We start from the raw sequence: 16,650 nt of genomic DNA, 5'->3' as shown, positions 1-16,650 counted from the left end.
ACAGGCAAACGACGGCAAGGGCGGGGCTGGACCCCGCCCTTTTTCGTGCCGATCAGTAGTCCTTTTCGTAGAACACGCCGATGCCGGTATCGCCATCCGAACCCAACCGACCGCGCAGCGTCAGAGCCGGGGTGATGTCGAGATTGAGGTTGATCTCGCTCTCGCCATCGGCGCTCACCGTCACGTTGGTATAGACATTTTCCGAGATGTAGGCGCCGATGCGGGCCTGCGCCACGCCGTCCGCCGTGGTGCCGATATCGAGGTCGTCCAGCTTCAGACCCGAACGGATCTTGTCCAGCACGCCGCCATCGCCGCGTCCGGACAGGGTGCGCACCGCCTGCGCCAGCTGCACCGCCTGGAGCGGCGAGATCTCGGTCACCGAGCGGCCGAACAGCAGCAGCGACAGAACCTCGTCCTCGGGCAGTTGTGGCGCCGAGGCGATGGACAGGTCGGGGTCGGACGCGGCCCCGGCGATGGCGATGGTGATCGCCGTGCCATCGACATCGGTTGTCGCCGCAAGTCGGATCACCGGGTCAAAACTGCCGCGCAGGCCGATGCTGCCCTCGGTCAGTTCAAGCCGCTTGCCCAGCAGGTCCAGCCGGCCGCGGATCAGGTCGAACTGGCCCTGCGGCACGACATCGGCGGTGGTGCCGGTCAACCGCAGCGAGCCGCCCAGCTCAGCATCGAGGCCGCGGCCGCGGACAAAGATCCGGCTTGGCGCGTCGATGGTCAGGTCCAGCGGAAAGGCCGGGCCGCCGCCGCCGGCATCATCGGCCGGGGCGCCGTTCAGCGACAGGCCGGCGAATTGCAGCGTCCGCACCACGTCGGCGGGCGGGTTCACGTGACGCAGCCCGTCCAGCACCTTGTAGGAGGGGCCGACAGTGGGGATGCGCGCCTCGACCTGTTCCAGCCCGATCCGCCCGCCGATCCGGGCGCCGCCCTGCAATGGGCCGGCGACGGTGACAGTGCCGTTGGCGGTGGTCTCGAACAGGCCGGGTTCGCGCAGCTCGATGTTGCGCAGGATCGCCTGAAGGTCGGCGACGAAGGGGGCTGTCAGCGTGACGGGGCCGCGCACGGTCAGGTCGCCGCCGGTGGCCAGCCGCCCCGTCGCATCGATCGTGGCGCGGCTGGCGCCCAGTTGGACCCGCACGGCGAGGTCGGTGATCGCGTTGCGCAGCGCGGGCAGGGACAGGCGTGCGTCCTCGGTCGCCAGCGTGCCGCTGACCGAGGACAGGGCAGGCGGGCCGTCCACCGCCAGGTCAAACCGCACGAGACCGTTGATCGCGCGCGGGCGCAGCGTCTCGTTGGCCAGGGCCAGGGGCGCCACGCCGTTCAGGTCCAGCGCCATGCGGCTGGCATCCGGGGCGACGCTGCCGCGCGCCGCCAACGTGATGCCGCCCGGACCGGTGCCTGACAGGTCAACGCGCCAGTCGCCGCCGCTGCTGGCAGCGGTGCCGCTCAGCCGGGCGGGGCCGGGCAGGTCGGGCACGAGAAGGCCCAGGTCGCGCAGGCTGGCGGCGATCTGCAGCGCGCTGTCGCGTGGCGACACCTGCCCGGACAGCGTGCCATTCAGTCCGGTCGCGTCGACGGCCAGCCGCTCGATGGTCAGGACATCGCCGGTCCGCGCCGCTCGCAGGTCGACGCGCGAGGCGCCGCGGAGCAGGGTGTCGACCTGGCCGATACCGCTGCGCAGGCTGGTGCCGTCCAGCGCGGCGGTGACGTCGAATTCCTGTGTCAGCACGTCGCCGCTGCCCTGCGCGGTGAGGTTCAGCGCGCCGCCCAGCGGACGGCCGACCAGTTGCGACAGCGCCGAGAGCTGGCCGATGGCGGCGCGCAGCCGCCCGTCCAGCGCCAGCCGTTCCGTGCCGTCGCCGGTCACCGTGCCGTCATAGCTGATCGTCGCCTCACCCGGCGCGGTGCCGATGGCCGAGACCGTCCAGACCTCGCCCGCCTGGGTCGCGGTGGCATTCAGCGTGGTACGTCCGTCGAGACCGGGCAGGATGTCGCCGGTGCGGTCGAGCGCGGCGTCCAGCGTCAGGTTGCTGGCGCCGTCGACCAGGCTACCGCGCGCCTGGAGACGTGCCGTGGGGGTTTGCAGCCGCAGCGGTTCCACCCGCAGGCCGGCCGCGTCGCGCACCGCCGTTACTTCCAGCCGCGAGGCGCCGCGCAGCAGCGGATCCAGTTGGGCGATCCCAGCGGCCAAGTCGGTGCCGTCCAGCGTCGCGGTCACGTCGAAAAGCTGGCTGACAACGTCGCCGCGGCCTTCGGCTTCGAGCCGCAGCGCGCCGGACAGGGGCCGGCCGGCAAGCTCCGAATAGGCGGACAGGCGGCCCACCGAGGCACGCAGGCGCCCGTCCGGCACCAGCCGGTCGCTGCCATTGCCGGTCACCGTACCGTCGAACCCAAGCGAAGCGTTGCCCGGCGCCGTGCCGGTGGCCGAGATGGTCCAGACGTCTCCCGCCTGCCGCGCCGTCGCGGTCACGGTGGACGGCCCGTCGAGACCCGGCTGCACATCGGCGGTCTGGGTCAGCGCGGCCTCGATCCGAAGGTCGCTGGCGCCGGTGGCGAGGCTGCCGCGCGCCTCGACCCGCGCCGCCTGCGTTTCCAGCCGCAGCGGATCGACGCGGGTGCCGGTCTCGTCGCGGATCAGCGACAGGACAAGCTGCCCGGCGCCGCGCAACAGCGGGTCGACGCGGTCGATGCCGGTGCGCAGGTCGGTCGTGCCGCCCGTCAGGCGCAGATCGATCAGGCCGGTCACGGGTTCTGCGGTGCCGGTGATGGCCAGCTCTGCCGCGCCGCCCACGTCCAGCCCCGCCAGCGCGGCAAAGCGCGACAGGTCGGCGGCGGCGAGGGTCAGGTCGGGGGTCAGCACCGGGTTGAGATTGTCGGTGATGCCGTCGATGTTCAGCGCGCCTGTCACGCCGTAATCCGCCCCGCCGAGGTCCATCGCGCTGAGGCGCAGCGGCGCGTTGCGCGCCCAGTCGAAGTCGAACGCCCCGCGCATCGCGTCTCCCAGCGCCTGTGCCAGCCCGGCATCGGTGGGAGAAAGGCCGGTGCCGTCCATCCGCAGGCGGCCGGTCACGCGTTCCTCTGCGCGCAGGATCTGGCCGGTGGCGTCCAGCGCCACACGGTCGGCGGCTAGGTCGGCGCGGTCAAGACCCGTCATCAGCGCCTGCACCGTCCAGGCGTCGCCTTCGGCCGCGTCAAATCGGGCATTCAGCGTGGCGCCGTCGATCCGGGTTTGCGGCCCGCTGATCGGCAGCAGCACCGGCCCGCCCTGCGGCGCGGCGATCCGGCCCGACAGGTCGAACCGCTGTGGCCAGCCATCGGCGCCGATCCGGGCCGCGCCGTCCAGCGTCAGCGCAGCGGCGCTGAGGCGGAATATCTCGAGGTTCAGGCTGCCATCCGGGGCGCGTTGCCCCTCGGTCAGCAGGGCGATCCGCGGGCCGAGGAAGGCGCGGTAGTCCGGTGCCAGCAGCGGCGCCAGGTCGCCGCCCAGATCCATCGCGAAGGTCTGCGCACCCTCGGCATTGCTGCTGAGCGTGACCTTGCCTGCCAGCCGGTCGGTATCGTCGGTCTTGAGCTGGATGTTTGCCGTGTAGTCGGTCAGCGGCGCTTCACCCTGCACGTCGAGTTCGACCGACGGCAGGCCGTGCAGGCCCAGCTTGCGCGCGACCAGCCCGCCTGCCGGCTCCTGCAAGGCGATGTTGAGGCCCAGGACGCGGCTGACATTGTCAAAGGCGCCTTGCAGCACCAGTTCGCCACCCTTGTCGAGGCGGCGGATGTCGAGGCTGGCATCGCCCGCGCCCCCGGCCAGCGCGGCACTGCCCGAGACCGAAAGCTCCGCCGCCTCTCCCAGCAGACCCGGGCCCAGCGTCACACTGGCCACGGACAACTGGTCCAGTCGCAGCGAGACCGGCAGTTCCGGCAGGCTGAACGGGGTGCCGGATGCCTCGGGCGAGGGGCGTTCGTCCGGCGGGGCGATGGGCAGGCGGGGCAGGTCGATGCGGGCGGCGATGAGTTCGTCGATCTCGACCCGTCCGGACAGCAGTGCGGTGCGCGTCCAGATCATCGCCACGTCCTCGATCGATAGCCAGATGCCCTCGGGGTCCGAGACGGTGATGCGTTCGATCGTTGCGCGGCTGGACAGCGCCCCGGCAAAGCCCTCGACCCGCACGGTGCGGCCGGGGCCGGACAGTGCATCCTCGAGCTTGGCCTGGATGAAGCCGCGGTCGTCCTGCTGTGCCACGAGCGGCAGGGGCAGGAGCATCAGGAGGCAGACAAGAAAAACGCGCATCAGAAAGCCTGTCCGATCCCGATGTAGAGTTGCACGCCATCGCCTGTGGTGCCGGCGACGGGCCCGGCCAGATCCACGCGGATCGGCCCGATGGTGGTGTCATAGCGCAGGCCGATGCCGGCGCCCGCGTGCCAGTCGCCAGAGGCGAAGCTGCTGTCGGCGCTGATATAGCCCGCGTCGGCGAAGCCGACGACGCTGATCTTGTCGGTGATCCCGGCGCGCAGCTCCAGCGACGTGCCGGCAAAGCCGCGCCCACCCAGCCGCGTGCCGTTGTAATCGGCGTCGAGCGACTGGAAGGGCTGGCCGCGGACGGTGCCGCCGCCACCGGAATAGAACAGGTAGTCGGGCGGTGCGTCGGCGGCGTCGGGCCCGACCAGCGCGCCCAGCTGCAGCCGCCCGGCCAGCACCAGCCGGTCGCTGGAACCCAGCCCGCGATAGCCGCGTGCGTCCAGCGCCAGCCGCGCGCCGCCATTGCCGGTGCCCAGAAGATAGGCAAAGGGCTCGACCTCGGCGCGGATGTAGAATCCTTTGGTCGCGTCCAGCGTGTTGTCGCGCCGATCCCAGGTCAGCGCGGTGGGCAGCCCGAACAGCAGCAGTTCCCGGTTCGGGTAATTGCCATCCGCGTCGCGGCCGAGGTAGCGGTCGGTGATGTTGCTGTAGGCCAGCGAGATGCCGATATCGGCGCTCAGCGTGTCCGAGAATTCGCGCGTGACGCCCAGGCCGATCTTGCCGCCCTCGTCGAGGTAGTCGGGCTCGTCGGTGTAATGCGCCTCGGCCAGGGCGAAGAACAGCGTATCGGGCCCGTAGACGGCGGGTTTCTCGAACCGGGCGCCCAGCGTCAGGTCGGGCCCGCCCGAACCGCCGCCGATCTGGGTGATCTCGCCACGCAGTAAAAGCCGCTCTGCGCCGCCCAGGATGTTGCGGTGCAGCCAGTCGGCCGAAAGGGTCAGGCCCTCGAGGCTGGAAAGCTCGACACCACCCGAAATCCGGCGCGGCGGGCGGTCGACCACGGTGATTTCCATGTCGAGCGTGCCGTCCGGGGCGATCGTCTCGGCCTCGGCGATGGTAACGGAGCGGAAGGTGCCGGTCTTGCGCAGGCGTTCGGCCGCCTTGGTGACGGCCTCGGGGTCAAAGCGGTCGCCGCGCGGGATGCCGGCGATCTGGCGGACTCGGGGCTCACGCACGGCGGTCTCGCCCTGCACGCCGACCTCACCAAAGGTTGCCTGGCGGCCCGGGTCGATGGCGACATTCACGTCCAGCGTGTCGGCGTCATGGCGGGCCGTGATGGCCTGGTCGGCAATGCGCGCCTTGGCATGGCCGTATTGCCGCCAGTCGGTTACCGCGCCCTGCGCCGCGCCGCGCACGATATCGGCCCGGGCCGGTGCGCCTGGGGCGAACCCCTCAGGCAGCGTCGACCCCGGTGCCAGCGGCGCGACGCGGGTCTGGGCCAGCGCGTAGACCGGGCCCGGATCGATGCTGATGACAGCATCACGGATGGCCGAGGGCGGATTCAGCGGCGGTATCAGCGCGGCCTCGCGACCGTCCAGCTTGATGCTGATGGCCGCGCCGTAATGGCCCTCGGCATACAACACCTCGAGCAGGCGGGCGTAGTCGGCCTGGGCCGCGGCCAGAGCGTCGGCCGCATCACCATCACCGTCGTCGCGCAGGGCGCGCAGCAGCGACGCGCCCTTCAGCGCGGTGGAAAGGTCCTCGTCGTCCTGGGAAAGGCGCAGATCGACCCGATCCAGCGCCGTCGCGGGCGTGGCAAGTGCCAGAAGGAGTGCCGCCGCCCATGCGCGTTTCGTCATTCCGTTGTGTCCCCCGTCAGCAGTTGCCCCAACCATAGGGCAATGTCGCCAAAGGCTCCATCGCCGATCCGTAGAACTGGCGGAATTATGATCCCGCCGGTTCCGGGGGGCGGCGAGAGGTGTCGGGTGATGGCGAAGCAGAAAGGGGTGGCGCACCCGCGGCTGTCGCGTCGGGCCCGCCGAAGGTGCGGTGTCCGCCTGCCATGGAGAGGGGCGCGCCGCCTCGGCGCGCCCGGAGCGATCTCAGACCAGCTCGAGGTTGATGGCGCTTTCGCGGCCGTCACGGCCGGACTGGAGCTCGAAGGACACTTTCTGGTTGTCCTTCAGCCCCTTGAGGCCCGAGCGTTCGACCGCCGAGATGTGAACGAAGATGTCCTTGCCGCCGGAGTCCGGCGCAATGAAACCATAACCTTTGGTGGTATTGAACCATTTCACGGTGCCAGTGGCCATTCCGTGCGTCTCCTGTCGTCTTTCCGTTCGCGGTATTGCAACGGGTCGGCGTAGTCAGAGCAGTATCGTTGCTCTGTCGCCGAGGGCAGACAGGTAGGCGATAGTGATAACGTCAGCGCATCCTTTTATGCCAGAATCGCCGAAACCGTTCAAGGGGTGGGCAAGGTCGCGATGCCCGCGATCGGGCTCAGGCCGAGGCCCTTCGACCGCCCCGGTCAAGGCAGAACGCGCGCAGGTCTTCGAGCGGCATCGGGCGCGAGAACAGGTAGCCCTGCAACCGGTCGCACCCGCGTTCGGCGAGGATCCTGGCCTTTTCCTCGGTGTCAACGCCCTCGGCCACCACGCCCACGTTGATGGCCCGCGCCATGTCGATGATCGCCCCGACCATCTGCGCCGAGCGCGCCCCGTCGCCCAGCGACTGGATGATCCGCCGGTCGATCTTGAGCGCGTTGGGCCGGATGTCGAGCAGGCTGTTGATCGAGGCGTGATCGGAGCCGAAATCGTCAAGCTCGATCCGGAAACCGGCCTCCTTGAGGGCGTCGATGGCAAAGCGCACGACATCGTCCATTGTCTCGACCGAGACGGTCTCGAGGATCTCGAAGGCGTAGCGGTGCGACTGGCCGGGGATCAGGGCGCTGGCCTGGGTGACGAATTCGGGATCGGCGAAGCGCGCGGCGCTGACGTTGAAGGCGGCGGTGCCGACATCGATCCCGTCGGCGCGCAGCCTCTCGAGCGCGGTAACGGCCGAACGGAAGATCGCGGCATCCAGGTCTCCCTCCATCCCCAGTTGACGGGCCAGTGGCAGGAAGTCCGCGGGCGGCAGCACCCCCTCGACCGGGTGGCGCCAACGAGCCAGGATCTCGACCCCGGTGAGGGTGCGGCTGCGGGCGTCGTGCTGGGTCTGGAAGAAGGGTTCGATCTGGTTGCGCCCCAGCGCCTCGACGAAGTCGTCGGCCAGCTTGCGGTCACGATTGGCGACGCGGCGCATCTCGTCCGAGAACACCTCGATCCGGCCCCGGCCGCCGGTCTTGGCGCGGTAGAGCGCGAAATCGGCGTCGCGCAGCAGCATTGTCGCGTCGGTCTGGCCGCGCTGCGGCGCGGCGATCCCGAAACTGGCACCGTAGACGCAGCGCTTGTTGCCGAAGCGGACCGGTTTCAGGATGTCCTTGAGCAGCCGGTCCGCCATGTTTTCGGCCTGTTCCATCGTGGTGCCGCTGGCGCAGGCCACAACGAATTCGTCGCCCCCGATGCGCGCGGGCAGGTCGCCGGGTCTTGTGTGCCGGCGCAGGATGTCGGCCACGGTGCAGAGAACGAAATCCCCTGCCTCGTGCCCGAGCACGTCGTTGATCTGCTTGAACCGGTCGAGGTCGATCCGGATCAGCGGCGCGCCGCTGTGTTCGTGTCCCGAGTTCAATTCCTGGTCGAGGCGTCGGCGGTTGCCTAGGCCGGTCAGCGCGTCGGTCAGCGAGTGTCGCTCGATCTCGCGGCCGACTTCCTCGAGGTGGCGGGCGTGTTCCGCCTGGCGTTGCGTGTTGCGGACATAGTCGGTGACGTCCGTCCGGGTGATCAGCGTATCGCCCAGCGTGGTGGTGGACAGCTTTTCGACCACGTGACGGTTGCCGGTCAGTGCCAGCGGAACGCCGTTTTCCTGGCCGCGCAGGCGCGTCATGTGATCCTTGACCCGCTGGTCGCGGTTGCGGCCTGTCGTAGGGCTGTTGGGGTAGAAACCGTGGGCGAGCGCGCCGAGCATGATCTGCTCGGCGGTCAGGCCGGGCCGGATGGCGTCCGGCCGGACATGCGAGAGCTCGCGATAACGCTGGTTGCATGTCACCAGCCTGCCCCGCCCGTCGAACAGCGCGATTCCCTCTCCCGAGGCTTTGAGCGCCAGCGAGAAACGCTGCGAAAGGCGCACGAGGTCGTCCTTCTGCGCGGCCTCCAGCCGCCATGCCTGCACCAGAAGGCGCGACAGCACCAGGAAGACGATCCCGAGGCCCAGGCTGGTCAGCGTGGTCCCGACCGTGACCAGCTGCCAGGTCCGCTGCTCGATGGTGTCGATATAGGGCTGGAAGGCGCGGCTGTGGTCGCGCATCTCCTCGATCACGGGGGCAAGGCGCAGGCGCAGGGCAAAGGGTGACCCGGGCCCCATCCGCAGGCCCGGGTCGACCTGCTCGACATGATCCAGAAGCGCCAACGCGCGATTTGCCGAAAGGATATCGGCCTCGCAGATTGCCAGTGCATCGTTGGCCCCGAGGCCGCGAAAGGCCATCGACTCAAGCCAGTTGAGGTTCTCGATGCACCAGAGGGCCTGCGCACTGGCAAGATCGACGAAGTCGCGCACCTGCTCGGCATCCGCTTTCCACAGCACGGTGCGGGCCCGCACCACGTCGAGAGCGTCCTGCGTCGCTTGCAGGTGCATGAAGGTGCGATGCCTGTATTCGCTGGCCAGCGCGAGATAGCGATAGCCCAGGAAGGCGGTCGCGGTGGCGATCCCCAGCAGGAAGGCAAACAAGGACAGGATGCGCAAAAGCTGCAAGTCAGGCTCCACCCCCAGACGAGGCGGAGGATGCCGCCAATTTGTGAAGATGCGGCTAACTCACGGGCCAGAGATCAACCGGGGCACCGGTGCATCCGGATCGTCCTGAAGTTTCATGCGCATGCGACGCAGGGCGGCGCAGAGCAGCGCCGTATCCGCGGCGCCAAGGCAGTCCGTGACCGCAGAGTCGATCATGGCGACCTCGTCGCCGATCTCGTCCAGCAGTTCGCGTCCGCCGCGCGACAGGCGCAGCTGGATCCGGCGGGCATCGTCGGGATCGCGCCGGGCGCGGACAAGGTCGCGCGCCTCGAGCCCGGCAAGGATATGCGTCAGCGACGATGGCAGAAGGACGGCATGACGGGCGAGCCGGGTCGCGTCCTGCGGACCGCGACGGTTGAGCGTGTCGAGCACCCGCCATTGCGCCTCGCTGATTGCGTGGCGCGACAGGCAACCGCGATACCGTCCCTTGAGGGCGTCACGGCAGGCGACGAGCTCCAGCATCAGGGAGGGGCCGCGCAAAGGCGGCGGGCTCGGTTCGTTGAGGGCAAACGGCGAATTCATGTTGGCACGGCTTCCGGCATGCGTTCGGGGCTGCAAGAAAATCGCATGCGCCGCACCGGATGCACAACCGGGCCAGTCGTGTCAGCACGGGCCCAGCCTGTGCGAGGAGTGACGCTGATTGGCGTCACCCCGTGCAGGTCCAGTGTCAGGCAGCGGCCGGCTGGGCGCCGAACCGTCCGTAGAAGCTCTGGTCGTCGTCGGCCATCTCGCGCAACAGCGCGGGGCAGGCAAAGCGCGGCCCGTGCTTTGCCGCCAGCTCGTCGCAGCGCTCGGCGGCATAGGGTGCGCCGATCATGTCCAGCCAGGACAGCGGGCCGCCCGACCAGGGCGCAAAGCCCCAGCCCAGGATCGCGCCCACGTCGCCCTCGCGGATGTCCATCAGCACGCCATCCTCGAGCGCGCGGACCGCCTCCAGCGACTGCACGAAGAGCAGGCGGTGCTGCACCTCGATCAGGTCGGGTTGTTCGGCGGCCGCCGGATACTTGGCCTTGACAGCGGCACTGAGGCCGGTCCGCTTGCCCGCCTCGTCGTAGTCGTAGAACCCGGCCTTGGCCTTGCGGCCCAGGCGGCCTTCGCCTTCCATCCAGAAGATGACCTCGTCCACGGCGCTGTCGGGATAGGCGTCGCCCATCGCCGCCTTGGTCGCGCGGGCGATCTTGGCGCCGAGGTCGATCGAGGTCTCGTCCACCAGTTGCAGCGGGCCCAGCGGCATGCCGACCATCTTGGCGGCATTCTCGATCAGCGCGGGCTCGATGCCCTCGGCGACCATGCGGATGCCCTCGTTGATGTAGGGAATGATGCAGCGGTTGGCGTAGAAGAAGCGCGCGTCGTTGACCACGATGGGCGTCTTGCGAATCTGGCGCACGAAATCCAGCGCCTTGGCCACGGCGCGGTCGCCCGTGCCCTTGCCCCGGATGATCTCGACCAGCAGCATCTTCTCGACGGGCGAGAAGAAGTGGATGCCGATGAAGTTCGTCGCGTTCTTCGACGCCTTGGCCAGCTCGCCGATCGGCAGGGTCGAGGTGTTGGTGGCGAAGATGCAGTCCTCATCCGTCACGGCGTCGACGGCCTTCGTCACCTCGGCCTTGATGCGCGGGTCCTCGAACACCGCCTCGATGATCAGGTCGCAGCCTTTCAGATCGTCGTAGGAAGTGGTCGGCGTGATCAGCGCCAGCATGGCGTCGGCCTTGTCCTGCGTGATCTTCTTCCGCTGCACGCCCTTGGCGGCGAAATCGGCGCTATAGGCCTTGCCCTTCTCGGCAGCGGCCTGGTCGCGGTCCAGCAGGACCACCTCGATGCCCGCCTGCGCCGACACCAGCGCGATGCCCGCGCCCATCATGCCCGCGCCCAGCACGCCCAGCTTTTTCACTTTCTGGTCGGGCACATCGGCGGGCCGCACCGCGCCCTTCTCCAGCGCCTCCTTGTTGATGAAAAGCGAGCGGATCATCGCCCCGGAGGACGGGTTCATCAGCACGTTGGTGAACCAGCGCGCCTCGATCTTGAGCGCCGTGTCGAAGGGCACCAGCGCGCCTTCGTAGACCGCGGACAGAAGCGCCTTGGCGGCCGGGTAGACGCCCTTGGTCTTGCCGTTCACCATCGCGGATGCACCGACGAAGGTCATGAAGCCCGAGGGGCTATAGGGCGCGCCGCCGGGCATCTTGTAGCCCTTGGCGTCCCACGGCTTGACCATGTCGGCATCCTTTGCCGACAGCACCCATTCCTTAGCAGCAGCGAGCGGATCGTCCACCACCTCGTCGATCAGGCCGGCGGCCCTGGCCTTCTTCGGGTCGCTCAGCTTGCCTTCCAGCAGGAAGGGGCTGGCGGCCATGGCGCCCATCTTGCGGACAAGGCGGGTGGTGCCACCCATGCCCGGGAAGATGCCGACCATGATCTCGGGCAGGCCGATCTTTGCTTTGGGGTTGTCGGCGCAGAAGATGCGGTGGCAGGCCAGCGGGATTTCCAGGCCGATGCCAAGTGCCGTGCCGGGCAGGGCGCAGGCGATGGGCTTGCCGCCCTTCAGCGTCTTGGGGTCCATGCCCGCGCGCTCGATCTTGCGCAGGATGCCATGTGCGCCCATCAGCCCGTCGAACAGGCCCTGCGCCGGGTTGTCGCCGGCGCTTTTCTTCATCTTCGCGATGACGTTCAGGTCCATCCCGCCGGCAAAGCTGTCGGGCTTGCCAGAGGTGATGACGATGCCCTTGACGGCAGCGTCGGCCAGCGCGTCGTCGACCAGCGCGTCGAGTTCCGGCCACGCCTCCATCGACATGACGTTCATCGACTTGCCGGGCACGTTCCAGGTGATAACGGCGACGCCGTCGTCGCCCTTGTGCATGGTGAAATCGGTCATTTCATGACTCCCGTCGGAATTTTGTTCTGGGTGGGGCGGCCGCGCGTGGCGGCCCGGCCCTCAGACCCGTTCGATGATCGTGGCCGCGCCCATGCCCGACGCGATGCAGAGCGTGGCGAGGCCGGTGCCCTTGCCGGTGCGCTCGAGCTCGTCCAGCAAGGTGCCGATGATGATCGCGCCGGTCGCGCCCAGCGGGTGGCCCATGGCGATCGAGCCGCCGTTGACGTTGACCCGGTCCGAGTCCACGTCGAACGCCTGCATGAAGCGCAGCACGACGCTGGCGAAGGCCTCGTTCACCTCGAACAAGTCGATGTCCGAGATGCTCATGCCCGAATCCTTGAGGATCTTCTCGGTGACGGGAACCGGACCGGTCAGCATGATGGTGGGATCGGTGCCGATCTTGGCCGTGGCACGGATGCGCGCGCGCGGCTTCAGCCCGTATTTCTTGCCGAACTCGGCGTTGCCGATAAGGACACCCGCCGCGCCGTCGACGATGCCCGAGGAATTGCCGGCGTGGTGGATGTGGTTGATCCGCTCGAGGTGCGGATACTTCATCAGCGCGATGGCGTCAAAGCCCGGCATGACCTCGCCCATATCCTTGAAGCTGGGCTTGAGCGCGCCGAGGCTCTGCATGTCGGTGCCGGGGCGCATGTATTCGTCGCGATCGAGGATGGTCAGGCCGTTCTGGTCGGTCACGGGGACGACGGATTTGGCAAAGCGGTTGTCGGCCCAAGCGGCTGCCGCGCGCCGCTGGCTTTCCACCGCCAGCCCGTCGGCGTCGTCGCGGGTAAAGCCGTATTCGGTGGCGATGATGTCGGCGCTGATCCCCTGCGGCACGAAATAGCTGTTCATGGCCAGGCTCGGGTCCACGGCGATGGCGGCACCGTCGCTGCCCATCGCCACGCGGCCCATCATCTCGACCCCGCCCGCGATATAGGCGTCACCCGCGCCACCCTTGACCTGGTTGGCGGCGAGGTTGACCGCCTCCATGCCCGAGGCACAGAAGCGGTTGATGGCAAGGCCCGGGATCGACTGGTCGAGGTCCGAGGCCAGCACCGCCGAGCGCGCGAGGCAGCCGCCTTGTTCGCCGACCTGCGTGACGTTGCCCCAGATCACGTCCTCGACCGCGTGCCCGTCCAGCGCATTGCGCTCCTTCAGGCTGTTGAGGACATGTGCCGAAAGCCGCAGCGAGGTGACCTCGTGCAGGCTGCCGTCCGGGCGGCCCTTGCCGCGCGGCGTGCGGATGGCGTCGTAGATATAGGCTTCGGTCATGGTCGGGTCCTTTGTCGGAGCGTCGGGTTGGCCTAGAGGTGGGGCATCGGGTGTGCCCCTTGCAAGGGTGACGTGGCGGCGCTTTACGTAAACGTCGTGACGTCACGCCCGATCGGCCGGAGAGCCCGGCATCAGGTCGTAGGGGTGCTTCCAGCCGTCGAGTTCCTCGATGTTGCCGAGCCAGCGGTCGATATTGGACCACTCGGTGCGGTCAAAGCCAAAGGGTTCGGGGTAGAAGAGGTATCCGCAGCAGGAGAAATCCGCGTTGGTCGGCCCGTTGCCCACGACCCAGTCGCGCCCGGCAAGATGCGCATCGAGCACCTGGTAGGCGGATTTCAGGCGCCCCTGCGTAAAGGCGATGACCTCGGCCGGGCGCTTGTCCGCAGGCAGGAAGTTCATCAGGAAGCGGGTCATGCCCGCCTGGCTGGACAGCTTGTGGTTGTCCCAGAAGACCCAGCGCAGCACCTCACGCGCCTCGTCCGGCGTGGCGCCACCGAACTTGCCCGACTTCTCTGCGATGTACATCTGGATCACGCCGGATTGCGTCAGTCGCGTGTTGCCGTCGACCAGCACCGGCGCCTCGCCCATCTCGTTGACATTGGAACGGTATTCCGTGGTTCGAGTCTCGCCGCCGAAGAAGTCGACCTTCAGCGGCTCCCAGTCGAGGCCGCTCAGATGCAGGGGCAGGGCGGCCTTGTAGGCGTTTCCGCTTTCGCCGAAGCAGTAAAGTTTCATGGTCATGGCGTCGTGTCTCCCGTTGCGCTGGTGGATTGGTTGGAAAGCGGGGGCCAGCCCCCGCACCCCCGGAGTTTAGGGGCAAGATGAAGATCATGCCGGTTTTCACCGATCATTAACCGGAATCGCGCAGGGTGAAACCGCGTCGCAGACTGGAGAGTTGAACGGCGTGCAAGGTGAAGCCCCGTCCCTTTCCGGATGCCAGCAGGCCAGTGTCTGGGACGGGGTGGACCGATTGCTGCCCGCGCTGCCATTTTGGGCCCGATATGCGGACTGACCTTCATCTTGCCCTTAAACTCCATGGGGGTCCGGGGGTGTGAAACCCCCGGCCTTCGCCCGGGGTCAGAGCGACCGTGCGATCAGTTCCTTCATGATCTCGTTGGTGCCACCATAAATCCGCTGCACGCGCGCGTCGGCCCACATCTCGGCCACGGCGTATTCCTGCATGTATCCGTAGCCGCCATGCAGCTGCACGCAATCATCCAGCACTTCGCCCTGGGTGTCGGTCAGCCAGTATTTCGCCATCGCAGCCTTCTCGACCGACAGCCGCCCTTCCAGGTGCTCCTCCATGCACTCGTCGAGGAAGGCGCGGGCCACCGCGGTCTTAGTCTTGCACTCGGCCAGCTTGAAGCGGGTGTTCTGGAACTGGGTGAGCGGGCCGCCGAAGGCCTCGCGGGTCTTGCAGTACTCGATGGTGCGCTCGACCGCGCCTTCCATTGCGCCCACGGCGCCGCAAGCGATGATGAGGCGTTCCTGGGGCAGTTGCTGCATCATCTGGTAGAAGCCCTGGCCCTCCTGTTGGCCGAGGATGTTCTCGGGCGGAATTTCCACGTTGTCGAAGAACAGTTCGGACGTGTCCGCCGCGTGGCAGCCGATCTTGTCCAGATTGCGGCCGCGCTGGAAGCCCGCCGCGCCGTCGGTCTCGACCACCACGAGGCTGACGCCCCTGGCGCCCTCGGCCGGGTCGGTCTTGGCCGCGACCACGATCAGGTTGGCATGCTGGCCGTTGGTGATGAAGGTCTTCTGCCCGGACAGGCGATAGGCGTTGCCCTCGCGGATGGCCTTCGTCTTGATGCGCTGCACGTCAGACCCGGTGGAAGGTTCGGTCATCGCCAGAGCCCCCACCAACTCGCCGCTGATCATCTTCGGCAGCCAGCGCTTCTTCTGGTCCTCGGTGCCATAGGCCAGAATGTAATGAGCGACGATGCCGGAATGGATGCCATGGCCCCAACTGGCGAGATTGGCTCGCGCGGCTTCGGTCAGGATCACCGCCTCGTGGCCAAAATCGCCGCCCGCGCCGCCGTATTCCTCGGGGACCGAGGGGCAGAGCAGGCCCAACTCGCCCGCCTCGGTCCAGGTCTTGCGGTCCATCATGCCCTGCTTGCGCCACTTGTCGTAGCGCGGCTGCCATTCGGTTTCGATGAACTTGCGCGTCATCTCGCCCAGCATGGCGTGTTCGTCGGTCATCCAGCCCATCGGGCCCTCCCATCAGCGTTTGCGGTCGTCGAGCTCTGCGTTGAACAGGCGCAGTCGGTGGGCGAGCGCGTCGCCGTCGGTGACGCTGTCGAAATGTTCGAACAGGAAGGACAGCGCCTCGCCCTCGTCCAGCCCGGCCTCTTGCGCGAACCGTCTGAGGCCACGATAGCCGTCCTCGGTCATGGCGACAGGGAAACGTCGCGTCAGACGAAAGCGTTTGGGCATGGTTCACCACGCTGGCGGGTTGCAGACATGGGTCAACCATTTCAGGTCGTCGTTCAGGCGTCCAGCCCGCCGATCGCGGCAAGTGGTTGTTCAAGCTGCCGCGACGAAGGATTCAGTATGCCTGATCCGCCAGGCTGCAGGCCGTCTTGGCGCCCAGAAACGGTCGCGCAGCGCGTGCGGTGGTCGTTTCGGGAAGGTCAGGTTAGAGCTGAAAAAGTGCCCGCTGAAAGCGCGCAGGTGCATTGGCGATGGATAAGGCACTGGGATAGAAGCGTTCTGTCCAGCAGTTTTCCGCGCGGAGGACCTCGTGCCGGTCGAAGACGAGTTGCAAGTGAGTGATCTGGCGACAGCCTGCCATCACGCGGACACCGGCAAGATCGATCAATCCCTTCGCTGCGACCAGCCGCTCTGCGCCCCGGGCATCGCGCACCAGCAACCGGTGTTGCGGCGAGACGCGCAAGAGCCGGTCGGGCTGTTCCGGGGCGATACTGTGAGGTCTGATCGCGATGGGTTCGTGGCTGGACACTGTGCCGGTACGGAAATCGAGATTCCGTTTCATGACGATTCTGTCCGGTCGGGGGCAATGATCCAGCGTTTCGACCAGATCGCCCGGTCGCAGGGTTTCGACGGCCTGCCGTCCGCCCGGAACCGCGATCGCTGTTCCCGCAGCAAAGCAGGTCACGGCGACCGCCTGATTCTGGTCGCTGTCGGTGCAGCTGTCATATCGGTGAGAGAAGCCGGCGTTCTGATCTTCGACTCTGCTGTCCTGTGCGGCAACCCTGCTTCCGATTGACGGAATGAACTCAGGTTTGGTCGTCTGAAGATCCGATTGATCCACGCCTTCCGCGTCAGTGCCGCAGTGGGCGCGTTTCGTCCGGAACGAGAACGGCGAGGGCTCTCGCCCCCGCCGCCACATTCGCAACAAACCGTAGGGGGGAAACCCGCC

11 protein-coding genes are annotated in these 16,650 nt (G+C 67.8%); all 11 read right to left on the bottom strand.

The genetic code is table 11. The annotated features are described in order from the left end of the window. Positions 1-52: 52 nt before the first annotated feature. Positions 53-4,297 (bottom strand): translocation/assembly module TamB domain-containing protein, encoded by a 4,245-nt coding sequence (locus tag KB874_RS19045; RefSeq protein WP_212538143.1) that lies wholly within the window; start codon positions 4,295-4,297, stop codon positions 53-55. Beyond that, a complete protein-coding gene (locus tag KB874_RS19040; RefSeq protein ID WP_212538142.1) occupies positions 4,297-6,105 on the bottom strand; it encodes an autotransporter assembly complex protein TamA in 1,809 nt (602 codons plus the stop codon). Before KB874_RS19040 ends, KB874_RS19045 begins: the two co-directional genes overlap by 1 nt. 243 nt (positions 6,106-6,348) lie before the next feature. Continuing rightward, a complete protein-coding gene (locus KB874_RS19035) occupies positions 6,349-6,555 on the bottom strand; it encodes a cold-shock protein (protein WP_212538141.1) in 207 nt (68 codons plus the stop codon). Between the two features lie 187 nt (positions 6,556-6,742). Further along, positions 6,743-9,088 (bottom strand): putative bifunctional diguanylate cyclase/phosphodiesterase, encoded by a 2,346-nt coding sequence (locus tag KB874_RS19030; RefSeq protein WP_212538140.1) that lies wholly within the window; start codon positions 9,086-9,088, stop codon positions 6,743-6,745. Positions 9,089-9,148: 60 nt separating this feature from the next. Then, positions 9,149-9,589, bottom strand: coding sequence for a MarR family winged helix-turn-helix transcriptional regulator (locus tag KB874_RS19025; protein WP_212538139.1), 441 nt, complete (start codon positions 9,587-9,589; stop codon positions 9,149-9,151). Positions 9,590-9,794: 205 nt separating this feature from the next. Continuing rightward, positions 9,795-11,996, bottom strand: coding sequence for a 3-hydroxyacyl-CoA dehydrogenase NAD-binding domain-containing protein (locus KB874_RS19020; RefSeq protein WP_212538138.1), 2,202 nt, complete (start codon positions 11,994-11,996; stop codon positions 9,795-9,797). A 60-nt stretch (positions 11,997-12,056) separates the two neighbouring features. Next, positions 12,057-13,268: an acetyl-CoA C-acetyltransferase gene (locus KB874_RS19015; RefSeq protein ID WP_212538137.1), complete on the bottom strand. Its 1,212-nt coding sequence runs from the start codon at positions 13,266-13,268 to the stop codon at positions 12,057-12,059. A 102-nt stretch (positions 13,269-13,370) separates the two neighbouring features. Beyond that, a complete protein-coding gene (locus tag KB874_RS19010; RefSeq protein WP_212538136.1) occupies positions 13,371-14,009 on the bottom strand; it encodes a glutathione S-transferase family protein in 639 nt (212 codons plus the stop codon). Positions 14,010-14,345: 336 nt separating this feature from the next. Further along, positions 14,346-15,479 (bottom strand): acyl-CoA dehydrogenase family protein, encoded by a 1,134-nt coding sequence (locus tag KB874_RS19005; protein ID WP_212538135.1) that lies wholly within the window; start codon positions 15,477-15,479, stop codon positions 14,346-14,348. A gap of 12 nt (positions 15,480-15,491) precedes the next feature. Then, positions 15,492-15,704, bottom strand: a complete 213-nt coding sequence (locus tag KB874_RS19000) for a hypothetical protein (RefSeq protein WP_212538134.1) — start codon at positions 15,702-15,704, stop codon at positions 15,492-15,494. Between the two features lie 202 nt (positions 15,705-15,906). Further along, on the bottom strand, positions 15,907-16,542 hold the full coding sequence (locus tag KB874_RS18995; RefSeq protein ID WP_212538133.1) for a Hint domain-containing protein: 636 nt from the start codon (positions 16,540-16,542) through the stop codon (positions 15,907-15,909). Positions 16,543-16,650 lie beyond the last annotated feature (108 nt).

Source organism: Thetidibacter halocola (assembly GCF_018224955.1).
In the GTDB taxonomy this organism is placed as follows: domain Bacteria; phylum Pseudomonadota; class Alphaproteobacteria; order Rhodobacterales; family Rhodobacteraceae; genus Thetidibacter; species Thetidibacter halocola.
Note: the sequence above shows the minus strand (reverse complement) of the source record. Positions and strands in the feature narration are given on the sequence as shown.

Coding starts and splice junctions, on each gene's coding strand:
- KB874_RS19045 (WP_212538143.1), bottom strand. CDS start 4,297: ATGCGCGTTTTTCTTGTCTGCCTCCTGATGCTCCTGCCCCTGCCGCTC.
- KB874_RS19040 (WP_212538142.1), bottom strand. CDS start 6,105: ATGACGAAACGCGCATGGGCGGCGGCACTCCTTCTGGCACTTGCCACG.
- KB874_RS19035 (WP_212538141.1), bottom strand. CDS start 6,555: ATGGCCACTGGCACCGTGAAATGGTTCAATACCACCAAAGGTTATGGT.
- KB874_RS19025 (WP_212538139.1), bottom strand. CDS start 9,589: ATGCTGGAGCTCGTCGCCTGCCGTGACGCCCTCAAGGGACGGTATCGC.
- KB874_RS19020 (WP_212538138.1), bottom strand. CDS start 11,996: ATGACCGATTTCACCATGCACAAGGGCGACGACGGCGTCGCCGTTATC.
- KB874_RS19015 (WP_212538137.1), bottom strand. CDS start 13,268: ATGACCGAAGCCTATATCTACGACGCCATCCGCACGCCGCGCGGCAAG.
- KB874_RS19010 (WP_212538136.1), bottom strand. CDS start 14,009: ATGACCATGAAACTTTACTGCTTCGGCGAAAGCGGAAACGCCTACAAG.
- KB874_RS19005 (WP_212538135.1), bottom strand. CDS start 15,479: ATGGGCTGGATGACCGACGAACACGCCATGCTGGGCGAGATGACGCGC.
- KB874_RS19000 (WP_212538134.1), bottom strand. CDS start 15,704: ATGCCCAAACGCTTTCGTCTGACGCGACGTTTCCCTGTCGCCATGACC.